This is a genomic window from Halalkalicoccus subterraneus (assembly GCF_003697815.1).
GTDB classification, from domain to species: Archaea; Halobacteriota; Halobacteria; order Halobacteriales; family Halalkalicoccaceae; genus Halalkalicoccus; species Halalkalicoccus subterraneus.
The window spans coordinates 93,351-107,306 of the sequence record NZ_RDQG01000037.1 but is presented as its reverse complement, the minus strand read 5'-3'; the positions used below and the strand labels follow the sequence as shown (position 1 = coordinate 107,306).

At 54.9% G+C, this 13,956-nt stretch carries 16 protein-coding genes and 1 tRNA gene; 9 read left to right on the top strand and 8 right to left on the bottom strand.

Features of this window, described 5'->3' with window-relative positions; translation table 11 throughout:
• Nucleotide 1: 1 nt before the first annotated feature.
• Nucleotides 2-1,540, bottom strand: coding sequence for a hypothetical protein (locus EAO80_RS10340; RefSeq protein WP_245998567.1), 1,539 nt, complete (start codon nt 1,538-1,540; stop codon nt 2-4).
• 106 nt (nt 1,541-1,646) lie between these two features.
• Nucleotides 1,647-2,105: a hypothetical protein gene (locus EAO80_RS10335; protein ID WP_245998565.1), complete on the bottom strand. Its 459-nt coding sequence runs from the start codon at nt 2,103-2,105 to the stop codon at nt 1,647-1,649.
• A 290-nt stretch (nt 2,106-2,395) separates the two neighbouring features.
• Between EAO80_RS10335 and EAO80_RS20345 the strand changes: the two genes are divergently transcribed.
• The 3 genes from EAO80_RS20345 (at nt 2,396) to EAO80_RS10320 (ending at nt 3,535) form a co-directional block, all read left to right on the top strand.
• Nucleotides 2,396-2,533, top strand: a complete 138-nt coding sequence (locus EAO80_RS20345; RefSeq protein WP_162993968.1) for a hypothetical protein — start codon at nt 2,396-2,398, stop codon at nt 2,531-2,533.
• Nucleotides 2,534-2,623: 90 nt separating this feature from the next.
• Complete coding sequence (locus EAO80_RS10325; protein ID WP_122089812.1) at nt 2,624-2,866, top strand: hypothetical protein; 243 nt, start codon at nt 2,624-2,626, stop codon at nt 2,864-2,866.
• Nucleotides 2,867-2,917: 51 nt separating this feature from the next.
• On the top strand, nt 2,918-3,535 hold the full coding sequence (locus tag EAO80_RS10320; RefSeq protein WP_122089811.1) for an FxLYD domain-containing protein: 618 nt from the start codon (nt 2,918-2,920) through the stop codon (nt 3,533-3,535).
• Here the strand turns inward: EAO80_RS10320 and EAO80_RS10315 are convergent.
• Entirely contained in the window at nt 3,525-4,385 is an 861-nt protein-coding gene (locus tag EAO80_RS10315) for a hypothetical protein (protein WP_162993967.1), read from the bottom strand. The two genes, EAO80_RS10320 and EAO80_RS10315, sit on opposite strands and share 11 nt — an antisense overlap.
• Before the next feature lie 689 nt (nt 4,386-5,074).
• On the opposite strand from EAO80_RS10315, the gene EAO80_RS10310 reads away from it, so the two are divergent.
• Nucleotides 5,075-5,452 carry a MarR family transcriptional regulator gene (locus EAO80_RS10310; protein WP_211330679.1) on the top strand — a complete coding sequence of 126 codons (378 nt, stop codon included), beginning with the start codon at nt 5,075-5,077 and terminating at the stop codon, nt 5,450-5,452.
• Entirely contained in the window at nt 5,449-5,781 is a 333-nt protein-coding gene (locus EAO80_RS10305; RefSeq protein ID WP_122089809.1) for a type II toxin-antitoxin system PemK/MazF family toxin, read from the top strand. The genes EAO80_RS10310 and EAO80_RS10305 overlap by 4 nt, the downstream gene beginning before the upstream one ends.
• 255 nt (nt 5,782-6,036) lie before the next feature.
• On the opposite strand, the gene EAO80_RS19710 is transcribed toward EAO80_RS10305, so the two are convergent.
• Nucleotides 6,037-6,174 carry a hypothetical protein gene (locus EAO80_RS19710; protein WP_162993966.1) on the bottom strand — a complete coding sequence of 46 codons (138 nt, stop codon included), beginning with the start codon at nt 6,172-6,174 and terminating at the stop codon, nt 6,037-6,039.
• Nucleotides 6,175-6,359: 185 nt separating this feature from the next.
• On the opposite strand from EAO80_RS19710, the gene EAO80_RS10300 reads away from it, so the two are divergent.
• The 4 genes from EAO80_RS10300 (at nt 6,360) to EAO80_RS20340 (ending at nt 11,704) form a co-directional block, all read left to right on the top strand.
• Entirely contained in the window at nt 6,360-9,383 is a 3,024-nt protein-coding gene (locus tag EAO80_RS10300) for a nitric-oxide reductase large subunit (RefSeq protein ID WP_122089808.1), read from the top strand.
• A 496-nt stretch (nt 9,384-9,879) separates the two neighbouring features.
• Nucleotides 9,880-10,854: a transcription initiation factor IIB gene (locus EAO80_RS10295; RefSeq protein WP_122089807.1), complete on the top strand. Its 975-nt coding sequence runs from the start codon at nt 9,880-9,882 to the stop codon at nt 10,852-10,854.
• Nucleotides 10,855-11,051: 197 nt separating this feature from the next.
• Nucleotides 11,052-11,426 (top strand): winged helix-turn-helix domain-containing protein, encoded by a 375-nt coding sequence (locus EAO80_RS10290; RefSeq protein WP_122089806.1) that lies wholly within the window; start codon nt 11,052-11,054, stop codon nt 11,424-11,426.
• Nucleotides 11,423-11,704 carry a DUF7521 family protein gene (locus tag EAO80_RS20340; protein WP_122089805.1) on the top strand — a complete coding sequence of 94 codons (282 nt, stop codon included), beginning with the start codon at nt 11,423-11,425 and terminating at the stop codon, nt 11,702-11,704. Before EAO80_RS10290 ends, EAO80_RS20340 begins: the two co-directional genes overlap by 4 nt.
• Nucleotides 11,705-11,874: 170 nt before the next feature.
• On the opposite strand, the gene EAO80_RS10280 is transcribed toward EAO80_RS20340, so the two are convergent.
• The 4 genes from EAO80_RS10280 to EAO80_RS10265 all read right to left on the bottom strand — a co-directional run bounded on the left by EAO80_RS10280 (nt 11,875) and on the right by EAO80_RS10265 (nt 13,749).
• Nucleotides 11,875-12,120, bottom strand: coding sequence for a ferredoxin (locus EAO80_RS10280; protein ID WP_122089804.1), 246 nt, complete (start codon nt 12,118-12,120; stop codon nt 11,875-11,877).
• 110 nt (nt 12,121-12,230) lie between these two features.
• The gene (locus EAO80_RS10275; protein WP_122089803.1) at nt 12,231-12,953 is read right to left on the bottom strand and encodes a hypothetical protein; all 723 of its coding nucleotides are present in this window, start codon (nt 12,951-12,953) and stop codon (nt 12,231-12,233) included.
• 153 nt (nt 12,954-13,106) lie between these two features.
• Nucleotides 13,107-13,181 (bottom strand) — tRNA-Glu (locus EAO80_RS10270).
• 145 nt (nt 13,182-13,326) lie between these two features.
• Complete coding sequence (locus EAO80_RS10265; RefSeq protein ID WP_084383777.1) at nt 13,327-13,749, bottom strand: universal stress protein; 423 nt, start codon at nt 13,747-13,749, stop codon at nt 13,327-13,329.
• Nucleotides 13,750-13,956 lie beyond the last annotated feature (207 nt).

The following is a 13,956-nucleotide window of genomic DNA, read 5'->3' as shown; positions in this document are numbered from 1 at the left end:
GTCAATCAGACCTATTTCGGCGAAGGCGACGGTAGCGTTCCCGCCGTCGGGCGTCGATACTGCCGGCGTCTTGCTGACTACGAGAAGGACCCGATTGTCGAGAGGGGGTTGATCGGGAGTGAGACTGGGAGTAGTTCGTCAGTCGTGATTGGGTCGACGAACCGCCGTCAGTCGCTGCAACGTCCTGTCGGCGCTGACGATTGCTGTTGGTGGATCGATCGCGAGTGAACCGGGAGACGGGATTGATGTAGCCTCCACCCCGTTTCAATCGAGAGGTATCCCCGCGCGACGGTAGGACTCGTCGGGCCGTGTTCATGCCCGTTGACAGCACTGACCCTTTCGTGATGATCGCGACCAACGATCCCCCAAGGAACGACGTCTGGATCGTCAGCGGCAGGACGACCGCGAGGATGATCACGCCGATCGTCACCGCCATATTCGCGAGCGATCCTGCAGCGCCCATGCCGAAGTCAAAGCCGACGTGATAGCCGATCGAGAGCAGGAGTGCCGTCGGCCAGTTCATCACCAGTAGGCCGATATACTGCCAGAACAGCACCGAGAACGCTGCTTTCGACGTTCGGGGCCCAAAGTACATCCCGACGAGGATGATCGGTAGTATCGTCGGCATGAGAAATAACACTGCGTGGCGGATCCCGTGAATCAGTGCCAACATCAACCCGACATTCCAACTCGCGAGGTAGACTCCGAGACCGACTGCTAGTGGCCCAGCATTCAGCTTGATATTCTCCTCGGAGAAGGGATTGTTCGGGTCGCCACTCGCGAGGATCTCCTCACCCTGGGGGAGGAACCACATCGTCACGGCATCCGAGACGTGATGGAGCAACGACGCGACGTTCCAGCTGAGCATCACCAACGCTCCGGCGCCGAACATCGCGAGCAATACCGACCAGACGCGCTGGCCAGTCATCGGCGAAAACGGCACGACAAACAGGGTGAAGAAGATGAACCCGATGATCATGAACTGGAACGCCGGTGGCAGGATCATCTGCATATAGACCTCTTCGTAGAGATCGCTGTACGTCTCGCCAACAGGCTGGCCGAGGATGCCGTGCCACCCGTCATTCTCGGGCGTAGGCGTCCCCAGCATGTCGTTAATCACCTCGTCGACGAGGTAGACGGTCGCCCCGCGAAGTTGCCCTCGGAGCCACTCGGCGAGATCCTTGGCGTTCTCTTCGGGCGACAGGCTCGGACCGATACTGCCGGTTCCACCACCGCCGCCGATTTGTGGTGTGCCGCCCCCGTTTTCGGCGTTAGTTCCGTTGGTAGTGTTGGTCGCGTTGTCCGCAGATTCGTTGTTGATCTCCTCGAGGTTGACCTCGTCTTCGTCGACGTCGATCGGGAGCTCTTCCAGATCCTCTGCTGTTACATTCGACTCGTCATCATCCTCGTTTGAGGTGGTACCGTCACTCTCGTTGTCGTCGGTGAGATCACCTGCGTCGGTCTGAAGAACGATTCCGTCAATATCGAGCGTAGCAGTCGTCTCTGAAGCAGCAGCGACAGGACCAGCTATCGAGGTCATGGCAAGACCTATGATGAGGATAATCACGACGAGTCGACGCGGGTTCAGTGGCGTATCCATAGGCGATTAGTCCGGGTAGCGAATCACGAGGGTCGAGAGTCTGTGGTTAGTTGAGGACGGTTGAGCAGCTCTGACCACCGGCGCCGGCGATCTCGAAGGTCATCCCAAAGAACTGGGTGCCGACGACGAAGGCGATTGCTGCCCCGAACGAGAGCAGGATCATTCCCAGTCCGATCGCACTCTGCCCGGCAAAGATGGGTGTCAGCGCCCACATGGCAACGCCGATCAGGAAAGCGAGGAACAACAGCATCGTCCCGTAGTTGATTAGCATCGTCTCGATCGAGATCAACAACTGTCCGGCGGGATCATCGCAGAACTCCTGGGCTGCAGCGGGTGTGCTCGCGATAACTACCAGGAGGCCAATGGCGGTTCCTGCCGCAAGGTACGCTGTTGGAACCCGTGTCGGGCCCTGGAACACGTTCATCACGCGTGCGATGAGTGGGTGTAGAGGTGGTTGGTCGTCTGTCGGCTCGTCTTCGGGAGGGGTATCGCCTGTCGATGACATGGAATTTTGAAGTTTGTGTGGTTCGTGTGGGAATACTCTGGTTAGGATTCGCTGTTCGTCCTCGTCCACTATTGTATCAGTATTAGTTTACTATAAGTCTAGTACAATAGTCAACGGTGATAAATCTTTGCTAAGACTAATGGGGCCGCGAACGAATGGCTCTGCAGAGCTCTGGTATCGAACCCATACTCACTCTCGATACAATGAAATCCAAATATCGATCACATACCGACGACGAGACGAGGATTTTCCCGGATGGCGGCCAAGCGGACGCTTCCGACGAGGACGAAATGAAATCCATTCTAATCGAAGTCCCGCTCGAACAGTACGAGGAACTCTCGGAGACGAAAGAGACGAACGGATTTACGTGGCGCGGAATGTTGCTGCACGCCCAGCGCTGTCTTCGGCGGGAACAGGAATCGGATTGATAACTCGCGATCGAGTCGTCTTGCAACCACGTTTCTCGGCTCTGTCTGACCCAAGATTAATATTAGAGTACTATTAGAACTAGGGCAGTAATGGGATTTCTGAGTTCAACGAACGCTGGTGCCGCGAAAGTAATCGGGCTTGGAACAGTCGTCCTTGCTATCTTCCTTGTCGGTCAGTGGGGAGTCCTTGCAGCTCTGTTTTTGGCCACTGCTGGCGGGGTCCTGTTCGTGGGCGTGGGTGATGAGCTACCTCGATTCAGTATTCGCAATTTCGGACTGTTCGTGTTCTACTGGCTGTTTCTCCTCTTAGGAATCGGCGTCGGGATTGACTAACGGAGGACGGAGAGGAGCTCAATAGTAGATTATCAACAGACTCGACAGACAATGATCTTACGACGGCAATTCGCGAAAGTTCTCGGGAGTATCGGGACGCTAGTCTCCCTCTCCGGGTGTATCGGAACCCGCTGGTGGGAAGATGATGATGACGAAGAACGTCCTACCGGTGGTACTGATAATAGGTCACAGGAGAACACGACTTCTGAAGGACCTGCTGATACTGACAATACGAGTGAGCGCGGTACTGAGCGAAAAAACGCGAGCGAGACAACTAGTAAAGACAGCACGAAGCGCCAGCAGCATCCTGACGAGAACGCTACCCAGATCAACCGTGACGAGTACAACGAGACCTACGGGGAGTACGAAACCACTACTCGCGATCCGAGTGACGTCGAGATAACGGCCGATGCCCAACAAACGACTGATAGCTCGCTGCTCGTGACTGGTACAGCGACGAACGTCAGCGACCGAGCGATCAACGTCGTCGATATCGAGGTGATCTTCTACGGGACGAACGACGCGTATCTCAGTGCCACGCTCGTGACCGTCCGTGATCTCGAGCCTGGTGAGAATCACGAGTTCGAAATCCAACCGACTACCGGAACAATAGAGGGGACTCTCGAGCGAATCGAAGTGAATCGAACGGTCTACGACGTTACTGACTGAACGGGACGTCCCACTGATTCTGTTGGGTAAAGATGTTGTGCCAGCCGAACTCGTTCATGCGCTGGCGACCCGGGAACGATGATTGGTCGATCCCAGTCTCTGGATCGGGGTGGGCACACTGGTTGCCCTCGAGATAGATCCCGTCGGCCGGTGCACCCCGAATCAGGACGTGCGGTGTGAAGCCGCCACGGTTATGGTTGATATACGGGTCGGGCTCGTACGGTCCAGCGTTCGCACCGTTGTGATGGCGTTGGTCGACGACTCGCGTCGGCCGGATGATCGAGTTGCGGACGAGCATCGTTCCTCCCGCCCGCCATTGCCACCGCAGCGCGGATTCATCGTTCGCGCCACTCTCGTTCTCGCCGATCCGGTGCATATCGATTGGATGGCTCGATGCGTGAGGACCGAAATCGCATTCGATCGCGAGATAGCCCGCGTCAGCGGTGCCATATCCGCAGATCGCGTGGCGATAGGCGTCAAAGGCACACCGGTAGATCGTCGGCGTGCCCCGATTGACGTCAATCGGATACCCGGCGGAGGTCATCATGCAATTATGCAGCGCGGAGTAGAGAATCGACGGTGAGGCTGGTGACTCCCGGCTGCCGACCATGATGCCGGTCGAAAAACCCCAGAGCTCGCAGTTATCGAACTGGCTACTGTCGGCTTGCATCGACACACCGCGCGCGTACCAGTCACTGCGCCACCGGGCGCGTTCAGGGCGTGTCTCACCTGGTGCGAATGGAATATACCCGGGAATGACTGGTGAGGCAGTGTAGTTCCAATGTGGGCCACGGATCGTTACGCCGGTGAGGCGACCCCCTTCCTCGAGTGTGAAGAGGGCGTTGCTCATCGTTGGTGAGCCACGACCGCGATCCGACGTTGCGAGGAGCGCTCCCGAGCCATCGTCCGAGCGGCCCGAAGCGATCGTCACATGGCGGAGCGTGAGGTTCCGGCCGCTCAGATCGATCGCTGTATCGGATGGGATCCAGATAATGCGTCCTCCACCACGATTGATTTCAGCTTCGAGAGTGCTGGCGGACTCGGCGACGATGTCAGCATCCTCCCGTTGAACGTCTTGAAACGTAGGACCACCATTGAGACCGGTTGGCGAGCCACTCAAGCCAAGCAGTTGGAGACAGCCTGCGCTACTGGCGAGTGTCGTACCGGCTGCTGTCGCTGCCGTCCGCTTGAGGAATTGTCGTCGATCCAGTGACGAGATGTACGCCTCACTTCTCATATAGTATCAATATAAGCTTTAACTAATAGTAAGTTGGGTCCGTGATAGTGTTGAGAGGAAGAATAGGGTCAACAATACAGGCTCAGATTGCACGCTACCTTGTGCAACGGAGTCCTCGTAAGGAAACATTGTTGCACAAGGTAGGATGAATTTAGTTTACTTTAGAAATAGTACACGGTAGACGAGCTCTTCTTAGAGTATCGTCGGTAGCAAAGCAACGTCACCCCACAAGTTCACCGACGAGATATTTCGGGTCTCTGCTGCAGTAGTGACACTAATGACGTAATGACGAGCAAGTGCTTATGACACTAGAGACACTACTGACAAACATGCCAATCGATATTGAAACGTTCACTGACGGAAGCAGTGAGGAACTGACCGAGGTAACGAACGCTGAAAAGGTCGTTCGATTCCTCTATCGGAACAACGACAAGGCTTTCACTCCCTCCGAGATTGCAGAAGGGGCCAGTATCAAGAAGAGTTCGATCGGGACTGTTCTCCGTCGGCTACAGGATCGGGAGCTGGTTCAGCACAAGGGAGACTACTGGGCAATTGGTGATGAGCAACGGGTCCATGAGGCGTTTCGATTTCATCGTACGATAACGGATCTGGATGAGCGGTTCGGTGCAGAGGATCTCGACGAATGGCGTGAACACGCTGCTGAAGACTCATCCGAATGAGCATGGAACGTGGAGATGTTGTGCTCGCAGCGGACCCGTTCAAAGATGAGAGCACAACCGGCCGCCCGTTTCTGCTTATCAATCGAGCAGAGACACCGTTTCACGGTGAACAGTATATCACTCTTTCACTGACGACGCGAACGTGGCATGACGAACGAATTGTACTCATGGATGAGCACTGGCAAGAAGGAGGTGCTCCCAAATCGAGTTCGATAATGCCGTGGTCGGTGAATTCAGTGAAGACGGAGTGGATCACCGATTGGCAAGGGAGGCTCACCGACGAGATCGTTGAGCAGGCAGTTGCTCAGTTGCGAGAGTACGTTGAGTAACGCTGTATTAGGATCGATAACGGTCTACCGATAGCGATCACAGCACGAGGAAACTGATGAGGGTTGACGATTAGCCATGGACAGCCGTTGTCGGGAGTGGAACCTCTCAGAGAGGTCCCTGGCTAAAGCCGTCACCAGCCGTTCACGGATGTACCCACTAGTAATCGTACCGTACTAGTAACCGCTTGCGCGGGGAGTAGCCGAGTTCCTGTTAGAGTGTTAACCCGCTCTCACGGGAGTTAGGGCCCGGGGACATCACTCGCCACCGACGTCAGCTGTCTCCGGAGAGTCCGCCTCGAGCGTTGTTTCACCGGGGATCTCGGACTCTTCGGGAAGGACGACGCGCCGTTCCTTATACGAGAGCCCGTCCTTCCGACGATTCTTCCGTTTCACGTAGAGACGTCCTTTCGTGAGGTGTAAAGTAGTACCTGGCTACAGGATCTCAGGTCGTTGTTCGATCGGCCTACCAACTCGCCACTCGACGGTAGGCCCAAACATGTTCGAGTGTACCAATATAACTATTTGCACGTATGTTGTTATCATAAAACGTTGGTACAGATACCCGACAATTCACATCTATGGCCATCACGAACTTCCTTCAGAACGCCGTCCTCCCCGATCGTGACCAACCCGCGTCGGAGAGGCGCCACGCGAAAGCGTACGTAGTAGAGCGGCTCAAACCAGGCGTTGTTGATGCCGTCCCGACGTGGGTTCGCCGGACGGCACATGATCCTTCCAGTGCGATCGAGCGCCGTATCGAATCCCTCCTTAAGGAGTACGAGGGGATGTCGGTCGTTGATGAAGCGACCGATCGCGCGTTCGAGGCGTTCCTACACCAGTACAATCTTGATGAGACTCGCTTGGACGATCGGACCGTTGAGGCGATCCGCGAGCGCGTGGCCGCCGACGCACGACCGTCGGAATCGACGCTCGCCGGGACTCTCTCGGATGTAGATCTCTCGGAGCTTGATCTAGCGGCCATCACGGCTGGCGACCGAGACGGCGACGCTTTCTCCGAGTTACTCGAACGGGACGCGATCGAATTCGGTCACCAGATTGAGCGGGCCCTCGGCGACGCCTCGGAGCGTTTCGAGGACGTGACCGTAGATGGAAACGAAGGACGTTCCATCCACGCAACTGAGGCCGGAGCGGCGGCACTCGCGGCGACCCTGCTTGCCGACAGTGGGGGTGTGTCGGACCTCGGCGGGGCGCTTGCGGGCCTGCTGTCCGTGTTCGCCGCCGAGAACATCGGGGGTGGTGGCCAGTACACTGGCGAACAGGTCGCCCTCGGCGCGCTCTCGAAGCTCCTTGATGGGCTTGACGAAGACGAAATACGCGAAATTCTCGGTTCAGAGACGACTGGCGCACGGGCGCTCGTTGCACTTTTCGTCGCCAACCTCGTAGCGATGGGGCTTGGAGCGTGGTTCTCTAAACGTCACGCGCCCCCGATCCCCGAGGAATTCCGTGGTCCCGATAACGATGTCGTCTTTACGGCAGAGCAAGTCCGGGCAGGGAAAAAAGCATTCCAGGCCAACGGACTGATGAATCAGGGGTCGATCCTGGGCAACGGCTCCTACTTTGGAGTCGACCTCACTGCCGACGCGCTAGAGCTAAAAGCCCACTTCATGCGCGAGTACTACGCTCGAGAGCGGGGAACCGATTCTCTGGTGGCCCTCGATGAGGATGAACAGGCCGCCGTTGAACACCGGGTCGAAACCGAACTCGACGGTGAGGCCCCTGACGGCCCAATCGCGGAGTACTCAGCAGCCGAGACCTATGCACATCAGCAGATCCGTGAGACATATATCGAGCGCTATCACGAGGGTGATCCCGAACGAGGAATCCCAGAAGGCTTTGTTAGAAGTGTAGAACAGGCCGCCCGAATCGCCGACTTCGCCTGCTGGACGGCCTGGATCTCCCATACCAATCGACCGGGCTCGGACCACTCGTATACAAACGACTGGCCCTACGTTTCCGGGACCGGGAACCGCCCGACTGGGCAGGTGCTCGTCTGGAGTACGATCAGCCTCGTATTGCTCGTCGCGAGCGGTGGGCTGGGCGTGTGGGCGTACCATACCTTCGACTTCGCCGAGCCGACGACCGAGATGATCGAGATTCCTTCGCCGGACAAGGTGGCAAGTACGGCTACACAGTACGCCGCCGCGTGGTATGTCCCCGTCGCGGGTGCCCTGTTTCTCGTTCAGACGCTCACCGGAGCGCTGCTAGCCCACTACTACATCGAGCGCACCGGCTTTTTCGGCATCGCTGATGCACTGGGGATCGACATCGTCTCGCTGTTGCCCTTCGCGACCGTCCGAACGTGGCACGTCAACCTCGCAGTGCTCTGGATCACGACACTGTGGCTCGCGGGCGGATTGTTCCTCCCGGGGCTGTTCAGCGACGACGACCCACCGTGGCAGACCGCAGGGACGACCACGCTGCTCGGTCTGCTTGTGACTGCGACCGTCGGCGCGTTTGCGGGCGTCTGGCTCGGTATCCACGGCAAGCTTGGGACGCCAGAGGACGGCGACCTCTGGTGGCTGATCGGCTCGGAAGGTCTCGAGTACCTCGAAGTCGGCCGGCTCTGGAAACTGTTGCTTCTTGCGGGCTTCGTCGGCTGGACCGGGTTGGTGATCCGCGGTGTGCGCCGTGTCGAGGACTCTCCGGCCGGACTGGGACACTTCATGGCGTACGCTGGCGGCTCGATTGCGCTGCTGTTCGGAGCGAGCATGCTGTACACTCCCGAGACGAACATAGCGGTCACGGAGTTCTGGCGCTGGTGGGTCGTTCACATGTGGGTCGAGGGCGTCTTCGAGTTCTTTGTCACCGCCGTGATCTCGGTTGCGCTGGTCTCGATGGAGCTGGTCGACCAAGGCGATGCTGAGAAGGCAATCCTCTTCGAGGTGTTCACGATCATGGGTGCAGGTATCGTCGGCGTCTCGCATCATTACTGGTGGGTCGGTCTGCCCGACGTATGGGTGCCCCTCGGAACGACGTTTTCGACGCTTGAGTTCATCCCATTGGTGTTCGTCCTGTATCGGAGCCTTGGGGAGTATCGCTCGCTTCGCGCACAGGGCGAAGACTTCCCGTATACGATTCCATTTTTGTTTATTATCGCCAGCAGCGTCTGGAATTTCGTCGGTGGCGGGGTACTGGGATTCTTCATTAACCTGCCGGTGATCAACTACTACGAACACGGCACCTACCTGACTGTGGCCCACGCCCACGCGGCGATGTTCGGCGCGTTCGGGCTGCTCGCACTCGGGTTGGGGACGTACATCTTGCGTGTGGTCACGCCCGAGAACGCCTGGGACCCAGCGTGGTTCCGCGGGGCGTTTTGGCTGACGAACATCGGGCTGGCGATCATGACTTTCGCCTCGTTGCTTCCCGTCGGCTTCGCCCAGCTCAAAGCGTCCTACTCGGAAGGATACGCTGTCGCCCGGAGTCTCGAGTTCTATGAGCGCCCGCGGGTGCAGGCCTTGCTCTGGGTCCGAACACTTGGGGACACCCCGATGATCCTCGGTGCACTTGCATTTACCGTCGGCGCGGTCAAGCACGTTTACGCAGCTCGGGGCGATAGAAAGCATCAGGTGATCGCGTAGCGGACGCTCACCGGCAGTTTTGAGATTGCGCTTGAAATGGAATAAGCGATCAATCATCTCGTTCAGCGGATCGTCGCCGACCGTCTTCTCGTGTCATACCTTTATGCAGTATTGAGATGTCGATAGCCAGTCTCCAAGGCTGCCGAGGTGGTGCAGGACTGCTCGTCATACATGTCCATTTGAGCCGTTCCGAACTTGGTGAGAGCGTCGAAAAAGTCAAGCAGCGAATACAGCGCCAAACGGCGCGCTTGTTGGCTAATAGTTCAAACCCCATATCGAGTGAGAGAGAGAGAGAGGTGTTGGCTAGTCGATCCATGCGTCATTAGCAGGCTTACTATAATTTTTTGTATTATCATGAGTCGTGAGTAGGGAATTAGTATCGTCGCTCCTCAAATCGACGGATTCTCAGCGTTTGGGAATCCGCCCTGTCTTCTTGCGTCTCTCTCTCACAGTATTAGATCGAAGACAGCACAACCAGCGTCGAACTCTAGAAATCATGACTAACACTGTCCCTACAATCATCGATGACCATAGCGAGGAGACGTCCTCGAATTCACCATCTCAGTCGGCCTCTGTGTGTCCAGAATGTGATGGACCCGTTATTCAGGACGATGAGCATGGTGAAGTCACCTGTGAGGAGTGTGGCTTGGTTCTCGATACTGATGTGGTCGATCATGGTCCGGACTGGCGTGCATACGATAGCAAGGAGCGCGATGAAAAAAGCCGGGTTGGTGCCCCAACAACGCAATTGATGCATGATAAGGGGTTGAGTACAATGATAGGTTGGCAAGATAGGGATGCATACGGGCACGCGATATCAGAGCCAAAACGAGCACAATTACAACGCCTCCGCCAGTGGGACGAACGGTTTCGAACGAAGGATGCACACGAACGAAATCTCAAGCAGGCATTCGGCGAGATCCGTCGGATGGCCTCCGCTCTTGGTTTACCTGACTCGATTCGTGAAACTGCTGGTGTGCTCTATCGACGAGCTGTTGAAGATGACTTGCTTCCCGGACGATCCATTGAGGGGATGGCCACAGCATCGTTGTATACAGCGGCTCGGCAACATTCGACACCACGGACGTTGGCAGAGTTCGAGACTGTAAGTCGAGTTGAACGACTCCGTATACAGCGTGCCTATCGCTATTTGTCCCGTGAGCTTGGCTTACGAATGAAACCAGTGGATCCACTTCAATACGTTCCACAGTTTGCGTCCGAACTCAATGTGAGTGATGAAGCAACACGTCGGGCTCGGGACCTACTCACAACTGCAAAAACGCAGGGAGTTCATAGCGGTCGGAATCCCGCTGGGCTTGCCGCTGGTGCCATCTATGCAGCTACTCGATTAACAAACGAGAAACTCACACAAGAGACCGTACGATCTGCGACTCACGTAAGTAGAATGACGATCCGAGCTCGGTATCAAGAGTTGCTTGAGATTTATGGCGAAGAGGGGCACAATGTGTAATGGCGTTCAGTATCGGTATGCACAAAATGTATTGCCTTCTTCTGAGGACTACGACGAATACCGGTGGGAAGAACATTGAACGAAATGCTCTCAAGCGACGGGCTGTATATCCGCTGTGGAATAGAGGGATACTCTCTATAATAGCTGGTATAAGCCAAACCAGACAGTATATGCGACGGAGTATTTGGAAGTAGCCAATGGAACGTAGTTCAGCGTCATCAGCGGATTCACCATCATTACAGGTAATTCTTGATGCGCTGGATGACGCTGATTGCCGAACGATCCTTCGTGAAACAGCACAACCTATGACCGCAACTGAACTCAGTACCAGATGCGATATACCCCAATCAACTTTGTATCGAAAATTAGAACTCCTGAGTCATGCATCGCTCGTCCGTGAGCGAGACACGATTAATCCGCAAGGAGGACGAACCACACGATATGAGCGAGACTTTGACAACGTGAAGATCTCGATGGAGAGCGATGACTTCTCAGTAACAGTGGATCGTCCTTCCCGAAAGGCAGATGAACGACTCGCGGATATTTGGTCTCAGATGGGTGATGAGTTATGATATGGGTCGGAACTGCTGTTGTCGTTGTCAAAACAGTAATTTTACTATTGGGATCCGGTATCACCTATATTGCATATAAAGCGTACCGTCGAACTGGTGCTTCCTCACTGCGGACGTTAGGTATTGGATTTGGTGTCATTACGCTTGGCTCACTACTTGCTGGAGTAGCTGATCAACTTCTATCTGTTTCGTTAGAGATGGGTGTCTTGATTAACAGTGTTCTTGTCGCGATCGGTTTCGCAATTATCATGTATTCTCTGTACCTCGAACGCACATAGCTCAATTAATAGCATATAATTCTTATATATTCGTATCACTAGCTCCAAGATCGGGGATATATAGCTGGATATCGGTTATATCCCTTCCTTCTCTAAATACGTAAAAAACCCACCTCCCTTTAGTAGTCAAATCTCTACTCACGCTATCTAGAACGACAGCCAAGGGCAGATTATGGAACCAATTGTTCCCCCTCCTCGTCGTAGATAGTGATTGCATCTACCGGACAAACACGAGCGGCCATTTTCGCATCGAATTCCTCCCCTTCGGGAACGTCTCGTCTATAGTGATCGGTCTCGAACTCGTCGCTTTCAACGAGCGTCGCTTTCCCCGCATCACGATCTTCGACGAACTTTTCCCACTCGTGGACGCAGTTGAAGATTCCTGTACAGGTATCGCGATCGAATTCGACGTACATTGTGTGAATATCGGTCTGTTGTGCTTTGAATCGTCCGTTTCAATGATTCGTTCTGTTCGCTCAGAGGATACCGATGGTGGCCTTCTTGGTTGTTGATGGGAATCCTTTATTCATGTCTGCTGAAGTCTATGTTCGCGTTCGATGTCTCGCAATTGGGGGATCAATTCGGATTCTTCTGTTACGTGGATGATATAGCGGGGAACGTCCCTCGTCGTTCGTGCCATAAACGGTTCTCCCCAGAAACTCAAGAGCGCGTCAGTCTCTCCGTTTTTTGTCCCGCGCAGAATGAACGAGACATTCTCATCGAGTTCGCGCCAAATGGGTTCCTGTACCGTCTCAGCATCCCGACATTTCTTTATTTTGGGTTTGACCTGCGTATTCCAGCGTTCCCGCTCACTCTCGTCGAGGACGAACTGTATCGAGGACACACTTGGATTCTCGATCGGTGGACGAAGCAACGCATCGAAGAGATTCTGAGGGACGAACATGAGCAGACAAACGTTGAACCAGATCATTTCTCCACGGGCACCCTGGCCGAACTGCGTACTCCGCGATCTGAGCTCTCCTGGGCCGATGAGTTTGAGGTCGGAGGCATCCATACCGGCGCGGATGTCTTCAACAGTGCGTTCGGTGTGAGCGAGGGACTCAGAGAGATTCTCCGTTTCCGATTCACGCCTGAGATGACTGATAAACAAGAACGCCATGAGAACGAGCGTAATCTGAAGAAGCACGGCTTCGTCCACGATGTGCAAGAAATGGAGTACAAGGGCGAGAACTGCCGCTAGGATACCCGCGACGGCTTCCCATTCGATTTCTTTGAATTCCCATCTCATAGCGACAGTCTCTCTGAAGCAGGTTTCTGGCTATAGGCACATTACTTTGTTCAGTCGAGTGATGACGTCTACAGGTGGCCTCCAGTGTTTCAAACGAGACGTTCTAATCCTTCAGAAATTCGTTCCGCCAACCTCCCCTGGATTAGGATTTGATGCTCAGTCGAGGATTTGAACCTCGGTCCTCGACGTGAGATGCCGAGATGATTGGCCGAGCTACACCAACGGAGCATACTGACTTCGCTGCCGGATTCTGTTAAATCTATCCACCGACCGCATCTCCGTCGAGAGGGTATCCACCCTCTGAGGACGATATAATAGTTCGTGAGCTTGACTTGCAATCTAAAAAATAAGAGGAATGGTTCGTAGCGATGTGCTATCGAGCGATCGTTACCGTCAGCGGTGAATTCCGGATCACTGTTTCGGCGACACTCCCAACAACGATCCGTGAGAGACCTGAACGACCGTGGCTCCCCATGATGATATGATCGATGTTGTTCTCCTGGGCATATTCGACGATTACCTCGCCTGGAGTACCGACTTGAACGGCAGTTTGAATGGTCATATCGTAGTCGGCAGCGTGATTTTTAGCCTGCTGGAACAGTTCTTCAGCTTCTTCACGCTGAGCGTCATTGAGACTTTCAGCCCCACTAGCTTGAACCCCACTATAGGCACGATTTGTCGAATCAAGGACGTTAAGGACGGTAATTTCGGCATCAGGATTTTCCTCTAAGGCACGTTCGAGTGCTGTCTTTGATGCATCCGACCCGTCGTATGGGACGAGGATTCGCTGATCCATACTGGAAATCTATGGTTCGAGCATAAGAGTCTATGGTCGATATCAAACTTGCTTGGCTTGGAATTGCCACTTCAACAGGAAATGGTCAATAACACTGGGCCCTAATTTGAGGCCACCAGATCGACGAGAAGTTGCCGAGCAATAGTTCTCAGATATGAAGCAAACATTAGGTTCAACAGCAATCTTCCAGCCGTCGGTAGACTGTTT

Coding starts and splice junctions, on each gene's coding strand:
- EAO80_RS10340 (WP_245998567.1), bottom strand. CDS start 1,540: ATGACCTCGATAGCTGGTCCTGTCGCTGCTGCTTCAGAGACGACTGCT.
- EAO80_RS10335 (WP_245998565.1), bottom strand. CDS start 2,105: ATGTCATCGACAGGCGATACCCCTCCCGAAGACGAGCCGACAGACGAC.
- EAO80_RS20345 (WP_162993968.1), top strand. CDS start 2,396: ATGAAATCCATTCTAATCGAAGTCCCGCTCGAACAGTACGAGGAACTC.
- EAO80_RS10325 (WP_122089812.1), top strand. CDS start 2,624: ATGGGATTTCTGAGTTCAACGAACGCTGGTGCCGCGAAAGTAATCGGG.
- EAO80_RS10320 (WP_122089811.1), top strand. CDS start 2,918: ATGATCTTACGACGGCAATTCGCGAAAGTTCTCGGGAGTATCGGGACG.
- EAO80_RS10315 (WP_162993967.1), bottom strand. CDS start 4,385: ATGAGCAACGCCCTCTTCACACTCGAGGAAGGGGGTCGCCTCACCGGC.
- EAO80_RS10310 (WP_211330679.1), top strand. CDS start 5,075: ATGACACTAGAGACACTACTGACAAACATGCCAATCGATATTGAAACG.
- EAO80_RS10305 (WP_122089809.1), top strand. CDS start 5,449: ATGAGCATGGAACGTGGAGATGTTGTGCTCGCAGCGGACCCGTTCAAA.
- EAO80_RS10300 (WP_122089808.1), top strand. CDS start 6,360: ATGGCCATCACGAACTTCCTTCAGAACGCCGTCCTCCCCGATCGTGAC.
- EAO80_RS10295 (WP_122089807.1), top strand. CDS start 9,880: ATGACTAACACTGTCCCTACAATCATCGATGACCATAGCGAGGAGACG.
- EAO80_RS10290 (WP_122089806.1), top strand. CDS start 11,052: ATGGAACGTAGTTCAGCGTCATCAGCGGATTCACCATCATTACAGGTA.
- EAO80_RS20340 (WP_122089805.1), top strand. CDS start 11,423: ATGATATGGGTCGGAACTGCTGTTGTCGTTGTCAAAACAGTAATTTTA.
- EAO80_RS10280 (WP_122089804.1), bottom strand. CDS start 12,120: ATGTACGTCGAATTCGATCGCGATACCTGTACAGGAATCTTCAACTGC.
- EAO80_RS10275 (WP_122089803.1), bottom strand. CDS start 12,953: ATGAGATGGGAATTCAAAGAAATCGAATGGGAAGCCGTCGCGGGTATC.
- EAO80_RS10265 (WP_084383777.1), bottom strand. CDS start 13,749: ATGGATCAGCGAATCCTCGTCCCATACGACGGGTCGGATGCATCAAAG.